This window comes from Ensifer sp. PDNC004 (assembly GCF_016919405.1).
In the GTDB taxonomy this organism is placed as follows: domain Bacteria; phylum Pseudomonadota; class Alphaproteobacteria; order Rhizobiales; family Rhizobiaceae; genus Ensifer.
In genome coordinates this window covers 2,176,445-2,193,143 of the sequence record NZ_CP070353.1, presented here as the reverse complement: position 1 = coordinate 2,193,143, position 16,699 = coordinate 2,176,445, and the positions used below count along the sequence as shown (strand labels likewise).

The following is a 16,699-nucleotide window of genomic DNA, read 5'->3' as shown; positions in this document are numbered from 1 at the left end:
ATGCCGATGGAAGCGCTCTATCTCCTTGATATCTCGCAGTTCCAAGGGCAAGGCTTGCAAAGCGCCGCCTGGAATTGCGCTCGTCCTTCCGTCATAGACGGGAAAGCTTAATAAGGCGTGAGATCACGCCGTTCGCATCCTCGTTTCCGCTAAAGTTAACGATTTGTTTTCCATGTTTCCTTAGGTTGGCTTCACTATTCGGAATTCGCCGTTTCGGCAGCCGCGGGATCAGTCATGTTCAACATCGACGACGAGAAACGCCCGGTTCCGCGTGCATCGTTGCTCGATTTTGCAGCAGAGCACACGCGCGATCCCGCGCGTGTGCGCGACAGGCGCACCGACGACGCGTCGGGTGAGGGTTCGTCCTTGCTTGGTCGCCCGTCCGGCTCCGGTGGATCAACCAATCACGCAGCGGCGCCGGATAAAAACCGCGCGAAAGGTCGGCAGGCGCGCGGCGAAACGGCACGGGCTTCAGGCAAGGCCCCGGTTGCCCGCAGCCAGGGACGCCTCGGCGGCATGCGTGACAAGTTTGCGCGCTGGCTGGTCGATCGTCCGCCCGAGGGTGCTGTGCCGACGGTGGCGGCCGACGGGCAAACGGCAGGCGACCGCCCGCTCGTTGATATCAAGACCGTGGTTCGCGCGGTCTGGCAGCTTCGCAAGATCATACTCGCGACCACGGCGCTTGGCGCCGTCGGTGGCGTTCTGCTGGCGCTGTCAACGCCGAGCACCTTCGTCTCCGAAAGCAAGCTCTATGTCGATCCGCGCGAAGTGCGGCTGACGGATTCCGATCTGTCGAAACAATCGCTGGCAACCGAAGGCATTCTCGCCATCGTCGACAGCCAGCTCGAAGTGTTGCGCTCGCGAACGGTCATGGAAAAGGTCGCAGCCAGTCTCGAACTGGAAAAGGATGCAGAGTTCGCCGGCAGGATGGCCGGTGGCGATGCGTCCGCGCGCGTCCTGAAGAATTTGGGAGAGGCCATTCAGGTCTGGCGCGATCCGAAAACCTTCATCGTCACTGTCGAGGCAAAGACCAGGGACCCCGAGAAGTCGGCCCTGATCGCCAACCGGCTGGTGGAGACCTTCCTCGGTGAGGAGACGGCTGCGCAGTCGGGCTTCTTCCAGAAGACCACCGTTGCACTCGACGCGCGCATCAAGGAACTGAAGGCCGAGCTCGATGCAGCCGAAAAGGCGGTCGAGGACTACAAGGCGGCGAACGATATCGTCGGCGCCGGCGGTGAGCTGATCGCCGACAAGCAGCTCCTCAGCCTCAGCGACCAGGTCGCTGCGGCGCGCAACCGCATCGCCGAAGCGAAAGCCAAGGCCGATGCCTCCGGCAAGGTTCTGCTCAACGATGTCCTGACCGGCGCCTACCCGGAGGAAATCAGCTCGCTGGCGCTCTCCGAACTGCGCAAGCAATATGCGGCGACCAAGGCGCAGCTGAGCGCGCTTGACGCGAGCCTCGGTCCGCGCCACCCGCAACGCATTGCCGTTCAGCAGGCGCTCGAGGCGTCGCGCTCCGAGATCGCCAACGAGTTGCGCCGCATCGCGGCCGCGGCCGGGACCGAGCTCGACCGCGCCCAGCGGACGGAACAGGATCTGGTGCAGCAGCTTGCCGTGCAGAAGGCGCGGCAGATCGATTCCTCGGCCGAATTCGTCGAACTGCGCGAACTGCAGCGGAAGGCGGCGGCAACCCGCGAAATCTACGAATCCTTCCTGAAGCGCGCCGGCGAAACGCGCGAAGAGGAAAAGCTGACCGCAAAGAACATCCGGGTGATCTCCAAGGCCGAGCCGGCGCTGCAGGCAAAGGGGCCCTCCCGCAAGATCATCGTGATTGCCGCCACCATGGCGGGTTTCTTTGCCGGCCTCGGCCTCGGTGTGCTGCTCGGCATCTATCGGAGCCTGAACGGATTGTTCCCCGCACCGCGAAGGGTCGAGGACGATCAGGCGCCCGAGCCGCCGGAACCCGATGGCGGCCCCGAGCCCACACGGCGCTCGCACCCGCAGCCCGATCCGGCTTCGGCCAAGCTCGAACTGCCGCCGCAGTTCAGCCCGGCCGCGCACCACGCGCAGTCGCTGAACGCTGCCTATGCCGTCGCTCGCCGCAGCGCGACGGCAGGTCCGGCTGCGGCCGAACCGATGCCGCAGACCGTAGACGAGGATGACGCCGACATCACCAAGGTCCAGGAAGGCCTTCGCGCGCTCAGGTCCCGGGTCGAGCAGTATTCCCGCCAGAAGCTCGCGCGCCGTTGATACGACGGGAAGGCGGAGAGTATGCTCCGCTCGCCTTGCATCTTGTGAGGCTGAGACCTGAAGTCTTTCGACGAAACCACGTCCACCTCTCAGTCTTGAGAGGAAATATCGTCGGGGCACCCGAAACGGCAGCCAACCGCGCCGCCGCCTCTTGCATTTATGCGTTTGGGACAGCATAGGGCGCGTTGAGGCCATCGCCTTTTCTGAGGCGAACTAGAGTATGCCGCGTGAACAGGAAGCCAGGAGGAACATGCCGTGACGACTGTGATTGATGGCAAGAAGGTCGCCGCTTCGGTGATCGAAAGCGTGAAGGCCGCGACCCGTGCGCTCGAAACGGATGCCGGCGTTCGTGCAGGTCTCGCCGTCGTGATCGTCGGCGACGATCCGGCCAGCCACGCCTATGTTTCTTCCAAGAGCAAGATGGCCAAGGAGTGCGGCTTCCTGTCGGTCCAGCACACCTTGGCCGAGGCAACCACCCAGGAAGAGCTCGCGGCACTCGTCGCTAAGCTCAACGCCGATCCCTCCATCCACGGCATTCTCGTGCAACTGCCGCTGCCGAAACATCTGAATTCCGAGCCGATCATCCAGTCGATCCTGCCGGAAAAGGACGTCGACGGCCTGCACGTCGTCAATGCCGGCAAGCTCGCGACCGGCGATCTCGAAGGCGGTCTCGTCTCCTGCACGCCGGCCGGCGCCATGGTCTTCGTGCGCCAGATCCATGGCGACGATCTCTCCGGCCTGAATGCCGTTGTCATCGGCCGTTCGAACCTGTTCGGCAAGCCGATGTCGGCGCTGCTGCTCGCCGCCAACGCGACGGTCACGACCGCACACTCGCGCACCAAGGACTTGGCCGCCGTCTGCCGCAACGCCGATATTCTCGTTGCCGCCGTCGGCCGCCCGGAGATGGTGAAAGCCGATTGGGTAAAACCGGGCGCGACGGTCATCGACGTCGGCATCAACCGCGTACCGGCGCCCGAGAAGGGCGAGGGCAAGTCCAAGCTCGTCGGCGACGTCGCCTTTGCGGAAGCCGCCGAGGTTGCAGGCGTGATCACGCCGGTGCCGGGTGGCGTCGGGCCGATGACCATCGCCATGCTGATGGCCAACACCGTGATTGCCGCCTATCGCAAGGCCGGCCGCAAGCCGCCGCGCTTCTGATCCCGGGTCACATGGGATGACGAGACGCGTCGCGATTGCGGCGCGTTTTCATTTTTGCGGGGCCGGTCCCGTCGAGGCGCGCACGATTAGTTCGGCGCGCCAAAGTTCCTGATCCGGATAGTCGCCGCGCTTCAGGATGCCGCCGATCAGTCGTGTGGCGATTCGGGCGCCGGCGGCCCGGAGCGACGAGCGCGTCGTCGTCAGCGGGATGCTGAAATTCTCGGGCTTCAGCATCGGGAGCACGTCGTCATGGGCGATCAGCGAAATGTCTTCGCCGATTTTCAATCCCGCCTGGTTGATCGCCCGGACTGCGCCAAGCGCCAACACCGTACTGGAACAGAGCACCGCCGTCGGCGGCTGCGCATTCTGCAGGAAGGGCTGCATGCTGCGATAGCCGTGCTCGTCGGTCATCAGCGAATGCTGGACAAGCGCCTCGTCGAGCGAAAGGCCGTGTTCGGCAAGCGCCCGCAGCATGCCCTTTTTCCGGCGAATGGAAAAAGCCAGATATTCCGGGCCGTTGATCAGCGCGATCCGCTGGTGTCCGAGCTGTATGAGCAGCCGCGTCGCGTCGTAGAAGGCGCTCGTATTGTCGATGTCGAGGAATGGGTAGTCGCGGCTTTCGCCGATCGACCGGCCATGGACCACGAACGGGATCGACAGCGATTTCAGCATGGCGATGCGTGGATCGTTGGCACGCATATAGGCGAGGAACAGCGCATCGACATTGCCGCTTGCCGCCAGGCGCCGGAAGGTTACTTCCTCGTCCTCCGGCGCGCTCGGATTGAGCACGAAGTGGAAGTCGTGCTTGACCGCCTCTTCCGCCAGCCCCGCCAGGAACTCGCCGAAATGCACGTCGGAATCGATGCCGGGCGCGATCGGCATGACCATGCCGATCGAATAGGCCTTGCCCGTGGCAAGCCGCTGGGCGGCGCGGTTCGGCCGGTAGCCGGTTTCGCGTACGGCCTCAAGCACGCGCTGGCGGGTCTCGGCATTGACTTCCGGATAGCCGTTCAAAGCCCGACTGACCGTCGTCTGTGACAGGCCGAGCAGTTCCGCAAGTTGCTTGAGATTGACCGCCATGGTCAGGAATCCTCCCAAAGCGCTTTGGATATCCCTATGATTTTTAGTATTTGGTCCCAGCGCCCAAGGTTGGTGTAGCATCCGTTTTTCGAGCAACAAAGCGGAATTCAACCATGGCGCGGTGCAAAACGATACCGCAGAGCACAAAAATGTCGCCGCTAGAGCAGGTTCCGGGAAAGCTCTTGACTCCTTCAGTGTCGCAATGGTTTGTTAGCGAACTCAAAGCGCTTTGAATTTTTGCGCATTGACGTCTGCCCGGGGGGATCCGGGTTCATCTTGGGAGGAGAAAGACGTGAAGAGATCATTGCTGTTGGGCGTGGCCGCCTTTGCCCTGATTGCGGGTGCAGCCGGCGCCGCCGACCTCAAGTTCAAGCCGGGCGAAGATAGCAAGTTCAACTGGGCGAGCTTTGAGGAATTCAAGAAGGGCCACGACCTCAAGGGCCAGACGCTGACGATCTTCGGCCCCTGGCGCGGTGAGGACGAGGCGCTGTTCAAGAGCGTCTATGCCTACTTCACCGAAGCGACGGGCGCCGAGATCAAGTACTCCTCGTCCGAAAACTACGAACAACAGATCGTCATCGATACCCAGGCCGGAAGCCCCTCCGAAGTCTCCATCCTGCCGCAGCCGGGTCTGATCGCCGATCTCGCCTCCAAGGGCTATTTGACGCCGCTGGGCGACGACACCCAGAAGTGGCTGCTCGACAATTACGCCGCCGGCCAGTCCTGGGTCGATCTGTCGACCTACAAGGGCAAGGACGGCAATGCCGCGCTCTATGCGTTTCCCTACAAGATCGACGTAAAGTCGCTCGTCTGGTACTCGCCCGAGAACTTCGAAGACGCCGGCTACGAAGTGCCGAAGACCATGGAAGAACTGAAGGCGCTGACTGAGAAGATCGCCGCTGACGGCGGCAAGCCGTGGTGCATCGGCCTCGGCTCGGGCGGCGCGACCGGCTGGCCGGCGACCGACTGGGTCGAGGACATGATGCTGCGCACCCAGCCGGCCGATGTCTACGACAAGTGGGTCAAGAACGAGATCCCGTTCACCGATCCGGCCGTCGTCGGCGCGATCGACGAGTTCGGCTGGTTTGCGAAGAACGACAAGTTCGTCGATGGCGGCGCTGCAGCCGTTGCTTCCACCGACTTCCGCGACAGCCCGAAGGGCCTCTTCGCCTCGCCGCCGAAGTGCTACCTGCACCACCAGGCGTCGTTCATCCCGTCCTTCTTCCCTGAGGGCACCAAGATCGGCGAAGATGCCGACTTCTTCTACATGCCGCCCTACGAGAGCAAGAAGGAACTCGGCAATCCGGTGCTCGGCGCCGGCACGCTGGCGATGATCACCAAGGATTCGCCGGCCGCCCGCGCCTTCATCGAATTCCTGAAGACGCCGATCGCGCATGAAGTCTGGATGGCGCAGACGAGCTTCCTGACGCCTTACAAGAGCGTCAACGTCGACACCTACGGCAACCCGCCGCTGAAGAAGCAGGGCGAGATCCTGCTGAACGCCACCACCTTCCGCTTTGACGGTTCCGACCTGATGCCGGGCAAGATCGGTGCAGGCGCGTTCTGGACCGGCATGGTCGATTTCGTTGGCGGCAAGTCGTCGGCTGACGTTGCCGACGGCGTTCAGAAGGCCTGGGACGCCATCAAGTAACACCGGATGACGGGCGGCAGAGATGCCGCCCGTTGCCGATGCGGGTTCGCTGCCAGGAGAGGACGGAGATGCGAAATCAGCTTTCCGTTCCCGGGAGAGGTGGGGCACCCCAATGAGAACGGCGACAATCGCCAGCCCTGCACGCGACCGTGCACCGAGTGGGAGGGACATGTCATGTTGTTTCAGCTTCTAATAGCTGCAGGGTTCATGTTGGGCGGGGTGATTGGCTGCGCCGCCTACTTCTGGGGAACCAGCTTCATTCTCGACCTGATCTTCCCGTCGAAAGGGAAATCCGGCGCCGTCGCCTCGAGAAACCTGCGCATCACCAACGCCATCCGACCATGGCTGTTCCTGGGCCCGGCGCTGTTCGCGCTGACGATCTACCTTATCTATCCGGTCTTCATGTCGCTCTGGTACAGCGTTCATGATCGCGCCGGCCAGAACTTCGTCGGCTTCAGCAATTATGTCTGGATGGTCAACGACGGCGAGTTCCGCCAGTCGATCTACAACAACTTCCTCTGGCTGTTGGTGGTCCCGGCGCTGGCGACGTTCTTCGGCCTGATCATTGCCGCGCTCACCGATCGCATCTGGTGGGGCAATATCGCCAAGACCTTGGTCTTCATGCCGATGGCGATCTCGTTTGTCGGCGCCGCGGTCATCTGGAAGTTCATCTACGATTTTCGCCCCGAGGGTGCCGAACAGATCGGTCTGCTGAACGGCATCGTCGTTGCCTTCGGCGGCGACCCGCAGGCCTGGATCACGCTGCCCTTCTGGAACAACTTCTTCCTGATGGCGATCCTCGTCTGGATCCAGACCGGTTTTGCCATGGTCATCCTGTCGGCCGCCCTTCGCGGCATCCCGGAGGAAACGATCGAGGCGGCCGTCATCGACGGCGCCAATGGCTGGCAGATCTTCTTCAAGATCATGGTGCCACAGATCTGGGGCACGATCGCCGTGGTCTGGACGACCATCACCATCCTGGTGCTGAAGGTCTTCGATATCGTACTCGCGATGACCAACGGCCAGTGGCAGAGCCAGGTGCTTGCCAACCTCATGTTCGACTGGATGTTCCGCGGCGGCGGCGACTTCGGTCGAGGGGCGGCGATCGCCGTCGTCATCATGATCCTCGTCATTCCGATCATGGTCTGGAACATCCGCAATGCGGCCAAGGAAATGAAGGGGCACTGAGATGAATCCAGCGACACGCTCTCCCCTCATGTGGGTCGTCCACCTCTCGGTCTTCTTGATCGTCGCACTCTGGACGCTGCCGACCGCCGGCCTCTTGATCTCGTCCCTGCGCGACAAGGATCAGCTCGCCGTCTCCGGCTGGTGGACGGCGCTTTCGACCTCGTCGCAGAATATCGTCGTTCGCGCACCCGGCCCGGACGCTCAGGTCGAGCGCGACGGCAAGTTCGTCATTTCCGGCAACCTGCTCGACGGGCAGGCGGGGCAGATCTCCGCCTTCGGCTTTAACAGCCGTGAGCCGACCGCCTTCAAGGCCGGCGAAACCGCCGAACTCAACGACGGCGAAAAGCTGACCGTGCAGGCCGACGGCAATTTCGAGATCGTCTCCGACAAGAAGATGGAAGGGTCGCGCGGCCAGCGCGTCTTCATAACCGCGTCCTCGCCGCCACGGTTCACTTTCGAAAACTACGGCGAAGTCTTGAGTGCCGAAGGCATCGGCCGCTCCTTCATCAATTCGCTGACGGTCGCCGTGCCAGCGACCATCATCCCGATCATGATCGCCGCCTTCGCAGCCTATGCGCTTGCCTGGATGCCGTTCCCGGGGCGGGCAATCCTGATTGCCGTCGTCGTCGGCCTTCTCGTCGTCCCGCTGCAGATGTCGCTGATCCCGCTCTTGAAGCTCTATAACGGCGTCGGCGCCTTCTTCGGCGTACCGGCCAAGACCTATGTCGGCATCTGGCTGGCGCATACCGGCTTCGGCCTGCCGCTGGCGATCTACCTGCTTCGCAACTACATGGCCGGCCTGCCGCGCGAAATCATGGAATCCGCCCGCGTCGATGGCGCCAGCGATTTCGATATCTTCGTCAAGATCATTCTGCCGCTGTCCTTCCCGGCGCTCGCTTCCTTCGCGATCTTCCAGTTCCTCTGGACCTGGAACGACCTCTTGGTCGCCATCGTGTTCCTGGGCGCCGGTCCGGACGAACTGGTTCTGACCGGCCGACTCGTCAACCTGCTCGGTTCACGCGGCGGCAACTGGGAGATCCTGACGGCCTCCGCTTTCATTACCATCATCGTTCCGCTGATCGTCTTCTTCAGCCTGCAGCGCTATCTCGTGCGCGGCCTGCTGGCGGGTTCGGTCAAGGGCGGCTGACAATCAAGGACTTTTTGCGACAATGAGCATGACCGAAATGAGCCAATCCACGATGCAGCCTGACAAGGACTGGTGGCGCGGCGCGGTGATCTACCAGATCTATCCGCGCTCTTACCAGGACTCCAACGGCGACGGCATCGGCGACCTCAAGGGCATCGTTGCTCGGTTGCCGCATATCGCCGCGCTGGGTGCCGACGCAATCTGGATTTCGCCGTTCTTCACCTCGCCGATGAAGGACTTCGGTTACGACGTCTCCAACTACACCGATGTCGATCAGATCTTCGGCAGTCTCGCCGATTTCGACGCGGTCATCGCCGAGGCGCACCGCCTCGGCATCCGGGTGATGATCGACCTCGTTCTCTCCCATACGTCGGACCAGCACCCCTGGTTCGTCGAAAGCCGATCGAGCCGGAAGAGCGCCAAGGCGGATTGGTACGTCTGGGCGGATTCCAGGCCGGACGGCACCCCGCCCAACAACTGGCTGTCGATCTTCGGCGGCTCGGCCTGGGCCTGGGATCCGACGCGCCTGCAGTACTACATGCACAACTTCCTGACCTCGCAGCCGGACCTCAACCTGCACAATCCCGAGGTTCAGAACGCGCTGCTGGCCGTCGAGCGTTTCTGGCTGGAACGCGGCGTCGACGGCTTCCGCCTCGACACCATCAACTTCTACTTCCACGACAAGCAGCTGCGCGACAACCCGGCGCTGGCGCCGGAGCGCCGCAACTCCCAGACCGCGCCGGCGGTGAACCCCTACAACTACCAGGAACATCTCTACGACAAGAACCAGCCCGAGAACCTCGAATTCCTGAAGCGCTTCCGCGCGGTCATGGACGAGTTCCCGGCGATCGCCGCGGTCGGTGAAGTCGGCGACAGCCAGCGTGGCCTGGAGATCGCCGGCGAATATACCTCCGGCGGCGACAAGATGCAGATGTGCTACGCCTTCGAGTTCCTGGCACCGGATCCGCTAACACCGGCGACCGTCGCCGAGGTTCTCCGGAACTTCCAGAAGGCGGCACCTGAAGGCTGGGCCTGCTGGGCCTTCTCCAACCATGACGTCGTGCGCCACGTCAGCCGCTGGGGAGCGGGCGTTACCGATCGCGACGCCCATGCAAAGCTGCTTGCGAGCCTTCTGATGTCGCTGCGCGGCTCGGTCTGCATCTATCAGGGAGAGGAGCTGGCGCTGAGCGAAGCCGAGCTTGCCTATGAGGATCTGAAGGATCCGTATGGCATCCAGTTCTGGCCGGACTTCAAGGGGCGCGACGGTTGCCGCACGCCGATGGTCTGGGACGGTGCTGCTGTCAACGGCGGCTTCGGCAGCGCAAAACCCTGGCTGCCGGTGCCGGCAGAACACTTGACGCGCGCCGTGTCGGTGCAGCAGGGCAACGACGCGTCGGTGCTCGAGCACTACCGCCGCTTCCTGCAGTTCCGCAAGGCGCACCCGGCCTTTGCCAAGGGCGAGATCGAATTCCTGAACACGGATGGCTCGGTGCTTGCTTTCGTGCGCAGCCACGGCAACGAAAAGCTCTTCTGCCTGTTCAACATGAGCGGCGCACCGGCTGCAGCCACGCTGCCGAATGAGCCGGTGGCTGCCTTGGAAGGCCATGGCTTCGTGTCCGAGGTCAAAAACGGAACGGTTCATCTGCCGGCCTGGAGCGCCTATTTCGCGCGGCTGGTGTGACGGCGGATGACAACAGGGATAGACGGGAAAAACCGAAGGGGAGCGTGCAATGACGGGTCTGCTGCTTAAAGATATCCGCAAGTCCTACGGCGCGGTCGATGTCATTCACGGCATCAATCTCGACATCAAGCAGGGCGAGTTCATCGTCTTCGTCGGCCCGTCTGGCTGCGGAAAGTCGACGCTTCTGCGCATGATCGCGGGTCTCGAGGAGATCACCGGCGGCGACATGTTCATCGACGGCGAACGGGTCAACACCGTGCCGCCGTCGAAGCGCGGCATCGCCATGGTGTTCCAGTCCTATGCGCTCTATCCGCACATGACCGTCTACGACAACATGGCCTTCGGCATGCGTATCGCCAAGGAAAGCAAGGAGGAGATCGACCGTCGCGTGCGCAACGCCGCCGATATCCTGCAGCTGACCAAATATCTCGACCGCCTGCCGAAGGCGCTCTCCGGCGGCCAGAGACAGCGTGTTGCCATCGGCCGCGCGATCTGCCGCGACCCCAAGGTATTCCTGTTCGACGAGCCGCTGTCGAACCTGGATGCGGCTTTGCGTGTCGCCACCCGCATCGAGATCGCCAAGCTCAGTGAGCAGATGGCGGACACGACGATGATCTACGTCACCCACGACCAGGTGGAGGCAATGACGCTCGCCGACCGCATCGTGGTGTTGTCGCAGGGCCACATCGAACAGGTGGGCGCGCCACTCGAACTCTATGAGCGTCCGGCCAATCTTTTCGTCGCCCGCTTCATCGGCTCGCCGGCGATGAACATCATCCCATCGACGGTGACCGCGACCGGCGCGCAGACGACGGTGAAGCTGACCGGCGGCAAGAGCGTGACGCTCGATATCCCGACCGACTCGTCGCAGAACGGCAAGACTGCGAGTTTCGGCGTTCGCCCCGAAGACCTTCAGGTCAGTACCAGCGACAACTTCCTGTTCGAAGGCACGATCTCGATCGTTGAAGCGCTCGGCGAAGTGACGCTGCTCTACATCGAAGGCCTCGTCGACAAGGAGCCGATCATCGCCAAGATCCCCGGCATCCTGCCGGTTCAGCGCGGCGACAAGGTGCGCTTCACAGCCGACAAGGCCAAGCTGCACCTTTTCGACGCCGACGGTCGCACCTATCGCCGCTGATACGAACAGGCTCTCCCGTCGAACCCGCCCGTAAAATCGGGCGGGTTTTTTCAATGCACCCTGCGGATCAAACCCTCTGTTAAATCTCTGCCGTTAGTCTGTTTCAAAAGGGGATATGGAAAGGCATTTCGATGAGAGGCGCGGCGCCGGTGATGTACCAGCACTTCTTGAACAAGGAAGAGTCCTTCATGTACGATCGGGAAACCAACTTCCCGATGGAGGACACGCGGAACGAAGCCCGCATCGAATACACCGAGAAGGGCATGACCCAGCTGAGCTCGCGCCGTTGCGAGATCATCAAGCTGTCGAAAAGCGGCGCGTTGATCGGCATCCTCACGCAGTACCAGCTGCCGGAGAACTTCTACTTGGATATTCCGAGCGCGCGCATCCAGATGGTCGGCTGCCTCTTGAAGCGGGTGCATGCCAACAACGTCATCGAGGCGCGGTTCCTGCGTATGCTGACGGACCGCGACCTCAATCGCATCTTCGTCTACAGCACTCATCCGAACCATCGCAACCGGACGCTCGACATCTATCGCTGAGGTGCCGCGCCGCGCTTGACGGCCCTGCCGCGCTCGATGGATGGTTGTGGTCTCAATCAACGGGATCGGACCTGAACCATGCAGCGACCGTATCGGCTTTCCTGCCATTGCGGCGATATCGCCGTCGAAGTCGACGAAGAGCTTACCGGTCTCGTCGACTGCAATTGCTCGACCTGCCGGCGCTCCGGCTTCCTGCATTGGAAGGTGGACGCCGCCAAGGTGAAGCTCTTGACCGAGAAGCGCCGCCTGTCGAGCTACATCTGGCGCGGCCTTAACGAGGGGCACCATTTTTGCCCGACTTGTTCGACGCCGATCATGCGCAGCGGCTACCCGAACAACAAGATCTCGATCAATGCCCGCTGCATCGACGGCGTCGATGTCTTCACGCTGGAGATCGAGCGCTATGACGGGCGCAACGACATGTTCCCCGGGCCGCTGCCCTGAGCTTTCCGATCGTCTGGAGGCCAAGGCGCCGCCCCGATGGGGCGGCGCCTTTGTAAGTCAGTGGAAGAGCACGCTGGCGCCCTGATCGGCCGCACCGGCGATCGCGCGGAAGGGTGCGAAGAGCTCGCGGCCCATGCCGAAGTCATTGTCCGACAGATCCGCATGCGCCGGCACCCGCGTCTTCAGCGCGATGTCCTCGACCAGCACCTCGATCGTGCCTGCAACAGCGTCGATGCGGACGATGTCGCCTTCCTGGATGCGAGCGATCGGGCCGCCGTCCTTGGCCTCCGGCGTCACGTGGATTGCCGCCGGCACCTTGCCGGAGGCGCCGGACATCCGGCCGTCCGTCAGGATGGCGACGCGCTGGCCGCGGTCCTGCAGAATGCCGAGCACAGTCGTCAGCTTGTGCAGTTCCGGCATGCCGTTGGCCTTCGGGCCCTGGAAGCGCACGACGGCGACGAAGTCGCCCTCGAGCTTGCCGGCCTTGAAGGCGGCGTTGAGTTCGGCCTGGTCGTGGAAGATCTTGGCAGGCGCCTCGATGATGTGGCGATCCGGCTTGACGGCAGAGATCTTGATGACGGCCTTGCCGAGATTGCCGGTCAGCATCTTGAGGCCACCCGAGTGCTGGAACGGCTGGTCGATGGTCGCAAGCACCTTCGGGTCGGCGCTTTCCTTCGGCGTCGGCACGCGCTCGACATTACCGTCGGCGCCGAGGCGTACGTCGATCTTGTAGGCGTCGAGACCCTGGCCGACGACGGTGCGCACGTCGTCGTGCAGCAGGCCGGCGCGAAGCAGCTGGCTGATCAGGAAGCCCATGCCGCCGGCGGCGTGGAAGTGGTTCACGTCGGCAAGCCCGTTCGGATAGACGCGCGCCAGCAGCGGCACGATGTCCGAGAGCTCGGAGATGTCCTGCCAGGTCAGCACGATGCCGGCTGCCCGCGCCATGGCGACGAGGTGCATCGTGTGGTTCGTCGAGCCGCCGGTCGCATGCAGGCCGACGACGCCGTTGACGATCGAGCGTTCGTCGATCATTTCGCCGGCCGGCGTGAACTCGTTGCCCATGGCGGTGATCGCCAGCGCCCGCTTGGCGGCTTCCTTGGTCAGCGCGTCGCGCAGCGGCGTGCCCGGATTGATGAAGGAGGCGCCCGGCAGGTGGAAGCCCATGATCTCCATCAGCATCTGGTTGGAGTTGGCGGTGCCGTAGAAGGTGCAGGTGCCCGGTCCGTGGTAGGACTTCGATTCCGCTTCCAGCAGTTCGTCGCGGCCGACCTTGCCTTCGGCGAAGAGCTGGCGAACCCGCGCCTTCTCGTCGTTCGGCAGGCCCGAGGTCATCGGCCCGGCAGGCACGAAGATCGCCGGCAGGTGGCCGAAGGTCAGGGCCGCAATCACGAGGCCCGGCACGATCTTGTCACAGACGCCGAGATAGACGGTGGAATCGAACATGTTGTGCGACAGCCCGACGCCGGCCGCCATCGCGATCAGGTCGCGGGAAAACAGCGAAAGCTCCATGCCCGGCTGCCCCTGGGTGACGCCGTCGCACATCGCGGGCACGCCGCCGGCAACCTGCGCGACGCCGCCTGCCTCGTGCGCGGCCTGACGGATCAGCGCTGGATAAGTCTCGAACGGTTGGTGCGCCGACAGCATGTCATTGTAGGAGGTGATGATGCCGAGATTGGCCACGCGGTCGCCCGCAAGCGCCGCCTTCTCGGCGGGGGAACAGACGGCAAATCCATGCGCGAGGTTGCCGCAGCCGAGCACGCTGCGATGCGGACCGCTCGATGCCGCCCGGCGGACGCGATCGAGATAGGGCTCGCGGTGGGGTTTCGAGCGCTCGACGATGCGAGCCGTGATCGAGGCAATGCGGGAATCGGCGGACATGGCAAATCCTGTTCCGGAGTCTTCGGACTCCTCATCTTCATCCAGTCATCGTCCGGAGCGCGGCGAGCTTGGGAGAGCGCAAGCCGCGTCCCGGCGTTTCTCAGAAACACCTGTCCAATCCGACGGGGGCGCGCCACCGGCTGAACGTGTCTCCAAAGTTCCTATCGGGCCGGTTCGGCCCAACATCATTCCGATCTACGGCGCCCAGTAGATCTGCACCGGCGACGCGGCGCGGCGCAGCATCGCGCGGATCGGCATGTCCTTTTCGTCACCGGCTTCTTCGGCCTTGGCGAGAACCGTCTTCTTGCCTTCGCCTTCGATGTGCAGCACCAGAAGCCGTGCATCCTGGAGGCTGGCAAAGGTAAAGGTCAGGCGGGTTTCACCGGCACCCTCGGCTTCCATCGTGATCACGCCGCGCGGCGTTGCCGGATCGATGGCGCGCGCGAGTTGCGATCCGCCCGGGAAGAACGATGCGGTGTGCCCGTCCGTTCCCATGCCGAGGATCGCGACGTCGAACGGTGCACCGATCTTCGCCGTTTCCCGGCTTGCGAGATCAGCCGCGGCCTCCGCTGTCGGGGCCGCCTGGTAGAGCGGCAGGAAAGTTGCTGCAGCGGCCTTGTCCTGAAGCAGGTTGGCCGCCACGAGGCCGTGGTTGGAGCGGTCGCTTTCCGGCGGCACGAAGCGTTCGTCGACCAGTGTCACCGTCACCTTGTCCCAGGCGATGTCTTTCTTCGAAAGCGCCTGGAAGAATGCCTTGGGCGTGGAGCCGCCGGAGACGGCGATGCTTGCGGAGCCGCGTGCCGCGATACCGGCAGAAAGAGTGCTGCTAACGGCATCGGCAAGGCCTTGCGCCAGTGCTGCGCCGTTTTCGAATGTATGTAGCTTAGACGTCATCGGCGCACCTATATCGCATCGTTCCAGGTCCGGCCGTCACGCTCGATCAGCGCGATCGACTGGCTCGGGCCCCAGGTGCCGGCCGTGTAGCCCTGGACCTGCTGTCCGGTCTCTTCCCAGGCCTTCAGGATCGGATCGACCCACTTCCATGCGGCCTCGACTTCGTCGCGGCGCACGAACAGCGTCTGGTTGTTGCGGATGACGTCGAAGAGCAGCCGCTCATAGGCGTCCGCATTGCGCACCGCAAAGGCCTCGGCGAAGCTCATGTCGAGCGAGACGCTGCGCAGGCGCATTCCGCCCGGGCCCGGGTCCTTGATCATCAGCGACTGCTTCACGCCTTCGTTCGGCTGCAGGCGGATGACCAACTGGTTGGCCGAGATACGGCCGGCATTGTTGTCGAAGATCGAGTGCGGGATCTGCTTGAAGGTTATGACGATCTCCGACATGCGGCCGGCAAGGCGCTTGCCGGTGCGAATGTAGAAGGGCACTCCGGCCCACCGCCAGTTGCTGACCTCGGCCTTGATCGCCACGAAGGTTTCGGTGTTCGAGACGCCGCCTTCGAGCTCTTCGAGGTACCCCTTGACCGGGCCGCCAGCCGAAGCGCCGGCGCGGTACTGGCCGCGCACCGTCACCTGCTCGACATTCGAAGACGTGATCGGCTTCAGCGCGCGCAGAACCTTGAGCTTCTCGTCGCGCACCGCTTCTGCGTCCATCGAGGTCGGCGCTTCCATGGCGACGAAGCAGACGAGCTGCAAGATGTGGTTCTGCACCATGTCGCGTAGCGCGCCGGCCTTGTCGTAGTAGCCGGCGCGGTTTTCCAGGCCAACGGCTTCCGACACGGTGATCTGCACGTGGTCGATATGGGCGGAGTTCCACAGCGGCTCATAGAGCGCGTTGGCAAAGCGCAGCGCCATCAGGTTCTGCACCGTCTCCTTGCCGAGATAATGGTCGATACGGAAGATCTGCTCTTCGCGGAAGACCTTGCCGATCGTGTCGTTGAGTTCGGTCGCAGACGCAAGGTCGCGGCCGATCGGCTTTTCGACGACGATGCGGGTGTTCTTGGTGATCAGCTTGTGGTCGCGGATGCGCTCGGAGATGTCGCCGAAGATCGCCGGACCGACGGCAAGATAGAAGGCGCGAATGCGCTCCTTGCCCTCTTCGAGGATCTTCTTCAGCGCGTCCCAACCCTGGTCGGACTTGGCGTCGACGGAGACGTAGAACAGGCGTGCAGCGAACTTCGCGACCTCCTCTTCCTTGTACTCTTCCGGCTTCAGATGTTCCTTCAGCGCGTCGACGGCAAACTTGCGATAATCCTCATGGCTGAGTGCCGCGCGCGAGGCGCCGATGATGCGCGTCGGCTCAGTGATCTGGCCTTCCAGTTGCCGGTGATAGAGCGCCGGCAACAGCTTGCGCTCCGCAAGATCGCCGGTGCCCCCGAACACCACATAATCAAATGGTTCGACGGGAATGATCTGGCTGCTCATGGGATATCTCGATCTGTTCAGGTCAGGGGCACATATAATCTAATCGATTTAAAGGCGCTAGTGCGGGATGAGGAAAAGTGCGTGCGGTTTTCCGCCCGCATCCCGCATTATCTTCTAACTATCGAACACGTTTATGATTTTGGGTCGAGCCGACCCAAAATCATCGT

The 16,699-nt window shown here is 63.0% G+C and carries 13 protein-coding genes; 9 read left to right on the top strand and 4 right to left on the bottom strand.

Features of this window, described 5'->3' with window-relative positions; genetic code table 11:
• The first annotated feature begins 234 nt into the window (after positions 1–234).
• Positions 235–2,250 (top strand): GumC family protein, encoded by a 2,016-nt coding sequence (locus JVX98_RS18875; RefSeq protein WP_205237081.1) that lies wholly within the window; start codon positions 235–237, stop codon positions 2,248–2,250.
• 255 nt (positions 2,251–2,505) lie between these two features.
• On the top strand, positions 2,506–3,405 hold the full coding sequence (gene folD, locus JVX98_RS18870) for a bifunctional methylenetetrahydrofolate dehydrogenase/methenyltetrahydrofolate cyclohydrolase FolD (protein ID WP_192447821.1): 900 nt from the start codon (positions 2,506–2,508) through the stop codon (positions 3,403–3,405).
• Positions 3,406–3,453: 48 nt separating this feature from the next.
• On the opposite strand, the gene JVX98_RS18865 is transcribed toward folD, so the two are convergent.
• Entirely contained in the window at positions 3,454–4,485 is a 1,032-nt protein-coding gene (locus tag JVX98_RS18865; RefSeq protein WP_192447819.1) for a LacI family DNA-binding transcriptional regulator, read from the bottom strand.
• Positions 4,486–4,777: 292 nt separating this feature from the next.
• Here JVX98_RS18865 and JVX98_RS18860 point away from each other — a divergent pair, with 292 nt between their 5' ends.
• The 7 genes from JVX98_RS18860 to JVX98_RS18830 all read left to right on the top strand — a co-directional run bounded on the left by JVX98_RS18860 (position 4,778) and on the right by JVX98_RS18830 (position 12,276).
• Positions 4,778–6,136: an ABC transporter substrate-binding protein gene (locus tag JVX98_RS18860; RefSeq protein WP_192447817.1), complete on the top strand. Its 1,359-nt coding sequence runs from the start codon at positions 4,778–4,780 to the stop codon at positions 6,134–6,136.
• Positions 6,137–6,310: 174 nt separating this feature from the next.
• Positions 6,311–7,324, top strand: a complete 1,014-nt coding sequence (locus JVX98_RS18855) for a carbohydrate ABC transporter permease (protein WP_113554013.1) — start codon at positions 6,311–6,313, stop codon at positions 7,322–7,324.
• A gap of 1 nt (position 7,325) precedes the next feature.
• Positions 7,326–8,471, top strand: a complete 1,146-nt coding sequence (locus JVX98_RS18850) for a carbohydrate ABC transporter permease (RefSeq protein WP_205237080.1) — start codon at positions 7,326–7,328, stop codon at positions 8,469–8,471.
• 22 nt (positions 8,472–8,493) lie between these two features.
• Entirely contained in the window at positions 8,494–10,152 is a 1,659-nt protein-coding gene (locus JVX98_RS18845; RefSeq protein ID WP_205237079.1) for an alpha-glucosidase family protein, read from the top strand.
• Between the two features lie 49 nt (positions 10,153–10,201).
• Positions 10,202–11,290, top strand: a complete 1,089-nt coding sequence (locus JVX98_RS18840; protein WP_205237078.1) for an ABC transporter ATP-binding protein — start codon at positions 10,202–10,204, stop codon at positions 11,288–11,290.
• A 131-nt stretch (positions 11,291–11,421) separates the two neighbouring features.
• Positions 11,422–11,832, top strand: coding sequence for a hypothetical protein (locus JVX98_RS18835; RefSeq protein WP_192447810.1), 411 nt, complete (start codon positions 11,422–11,424; stop codon positions 11,830–11,832).
• Positions 11,833–11,910: 78 nt separating this feature from the next.
• A complete protein-coding gene (locus tag JVX98_RS18830) occupies positions 11,911–12,276 on the top strand; it encodes a GFA family protein (RefSeq protein ID WP_192447808.1) in 366 nt (121 codons plus the stop codon).
• 57 nt (positions 12,277–12,333) lie between these two features.
• On the opposite strand, the gene edd is transcribed toward JVX98_RS18830, so the two are convergent.
• The 3 genes from edd to zwf form a co-directional block, all read right to left on the bottom strand.
• The gene (edd, locus tag JVX98_RS18825; RefSeq protein WP_205237077.1) at positions 12,334–14,154 is read right to left on the bottom strand and encodes a phosphogluconate dehydratase; all 1,821 of its coding nucleotides are present in this window, start codon (positions 14,152–14,154) and stop codon (positions 12,334–12,336) included.
• 195 nt (positions 14,155–14,349) lie between these two features.
• A complete protein-coding gene (gene pgl, locus JVX98_RS18820; RefSeq protein WP_205237076.1) occupies positions 14,350–15,048 on the bottom strand; it encodes a 6-phosphogluconolactonase in 699 nt (232 codons plus the stop codon).
• A gap of 8 nt (positions 15,049–15,056) precedes the next feature.
• A complete protein-coding gene (gene zwf, locus JVX98_RS18815) occupies positions 15,057–16,532 on the bottom strand; it encodes a glucose-6-phosphate dehydrogenase (RefSeq protein WP_043617937.1) in 1,476 nt (491 codons plus the stop codon).
• Positions 16,533–16,699 lie beyond the last annotated feature (167 nt).

Coding starts and splice junctions, on each gene's coding strand:
- JVX98_RS18845 (WP_205237079.1), top strand. CDS start 8,494: ATGAGCATGACCGAAATGAGCCAATCCACGATGCAGCCTGACAAGGAC.
- JVX98_RS18875 (WP_205237081.1), top strand. CDS start 235: ATGTTCAACATCGACGACGAGAAACGCCCGGTTCCGCGTGCATCGTTG.
- JVX98_RS18840 (WP_205237078.1), top strand. CDS start 10,202: ATGACGGGTCTGCTGCTTAAAGATATCCGCAAGTCCTACGGCGCGGTC.
- JVX98_RS18835 (WP_192447810.1), top strand. CDS start 11,422: ATGAGAGGCGCGGCGCCGGTGATGTACCAGCACTTCTTGAACAAGGAA.
- JVX98_RS18850 (WP_205237080.1), top strand. CDS start 7,326: ATGAATCCAGCGACACGCTCTCCCCTCATGTGGGTCGTCCACCTCTCG.
- zwf (WP_043617937.1), bottom strand. CDS start 16,532: ATGAGCAGCCAGATCATTCCCGTCGAACCATTTGATTATGTGGTGTTC.
- JVX98_RS18855 (WP_113554013.1), top strand. CDS start 6,311: ATGTTGTTTCAGCTTCTAATAGCTGCAGGGTTCATGTTGGGCGGGGTG.
- edd (WP_205237077.1), bottom strand. CDS start 14,154: ATGTCCGCCGATTCCCGCATTGCCTCGATCACGGCTCGCATCGTCGAG.
- JVX98_RS18865 (WP_192447819.1), bottom strand. CDS start 4,485: ATGGCGGTCAATCTCAAGCAACTTGCGGAACTGCTCGGCCTGTCACAG.
- pgl (WP_205237076.1), bottom strand. CDS start 15,048: ATGACGTCTAAGCTACATACATTCGAAAACGGCGCAGCACTGGCGCAA.
- JVX98_RS18830 (WP_192447808.1), top strand. CDS start 11,911: ATGCAGCGACCGTATCGGCTTTCCTGCCATTGCGGCGATATCGCCGTC.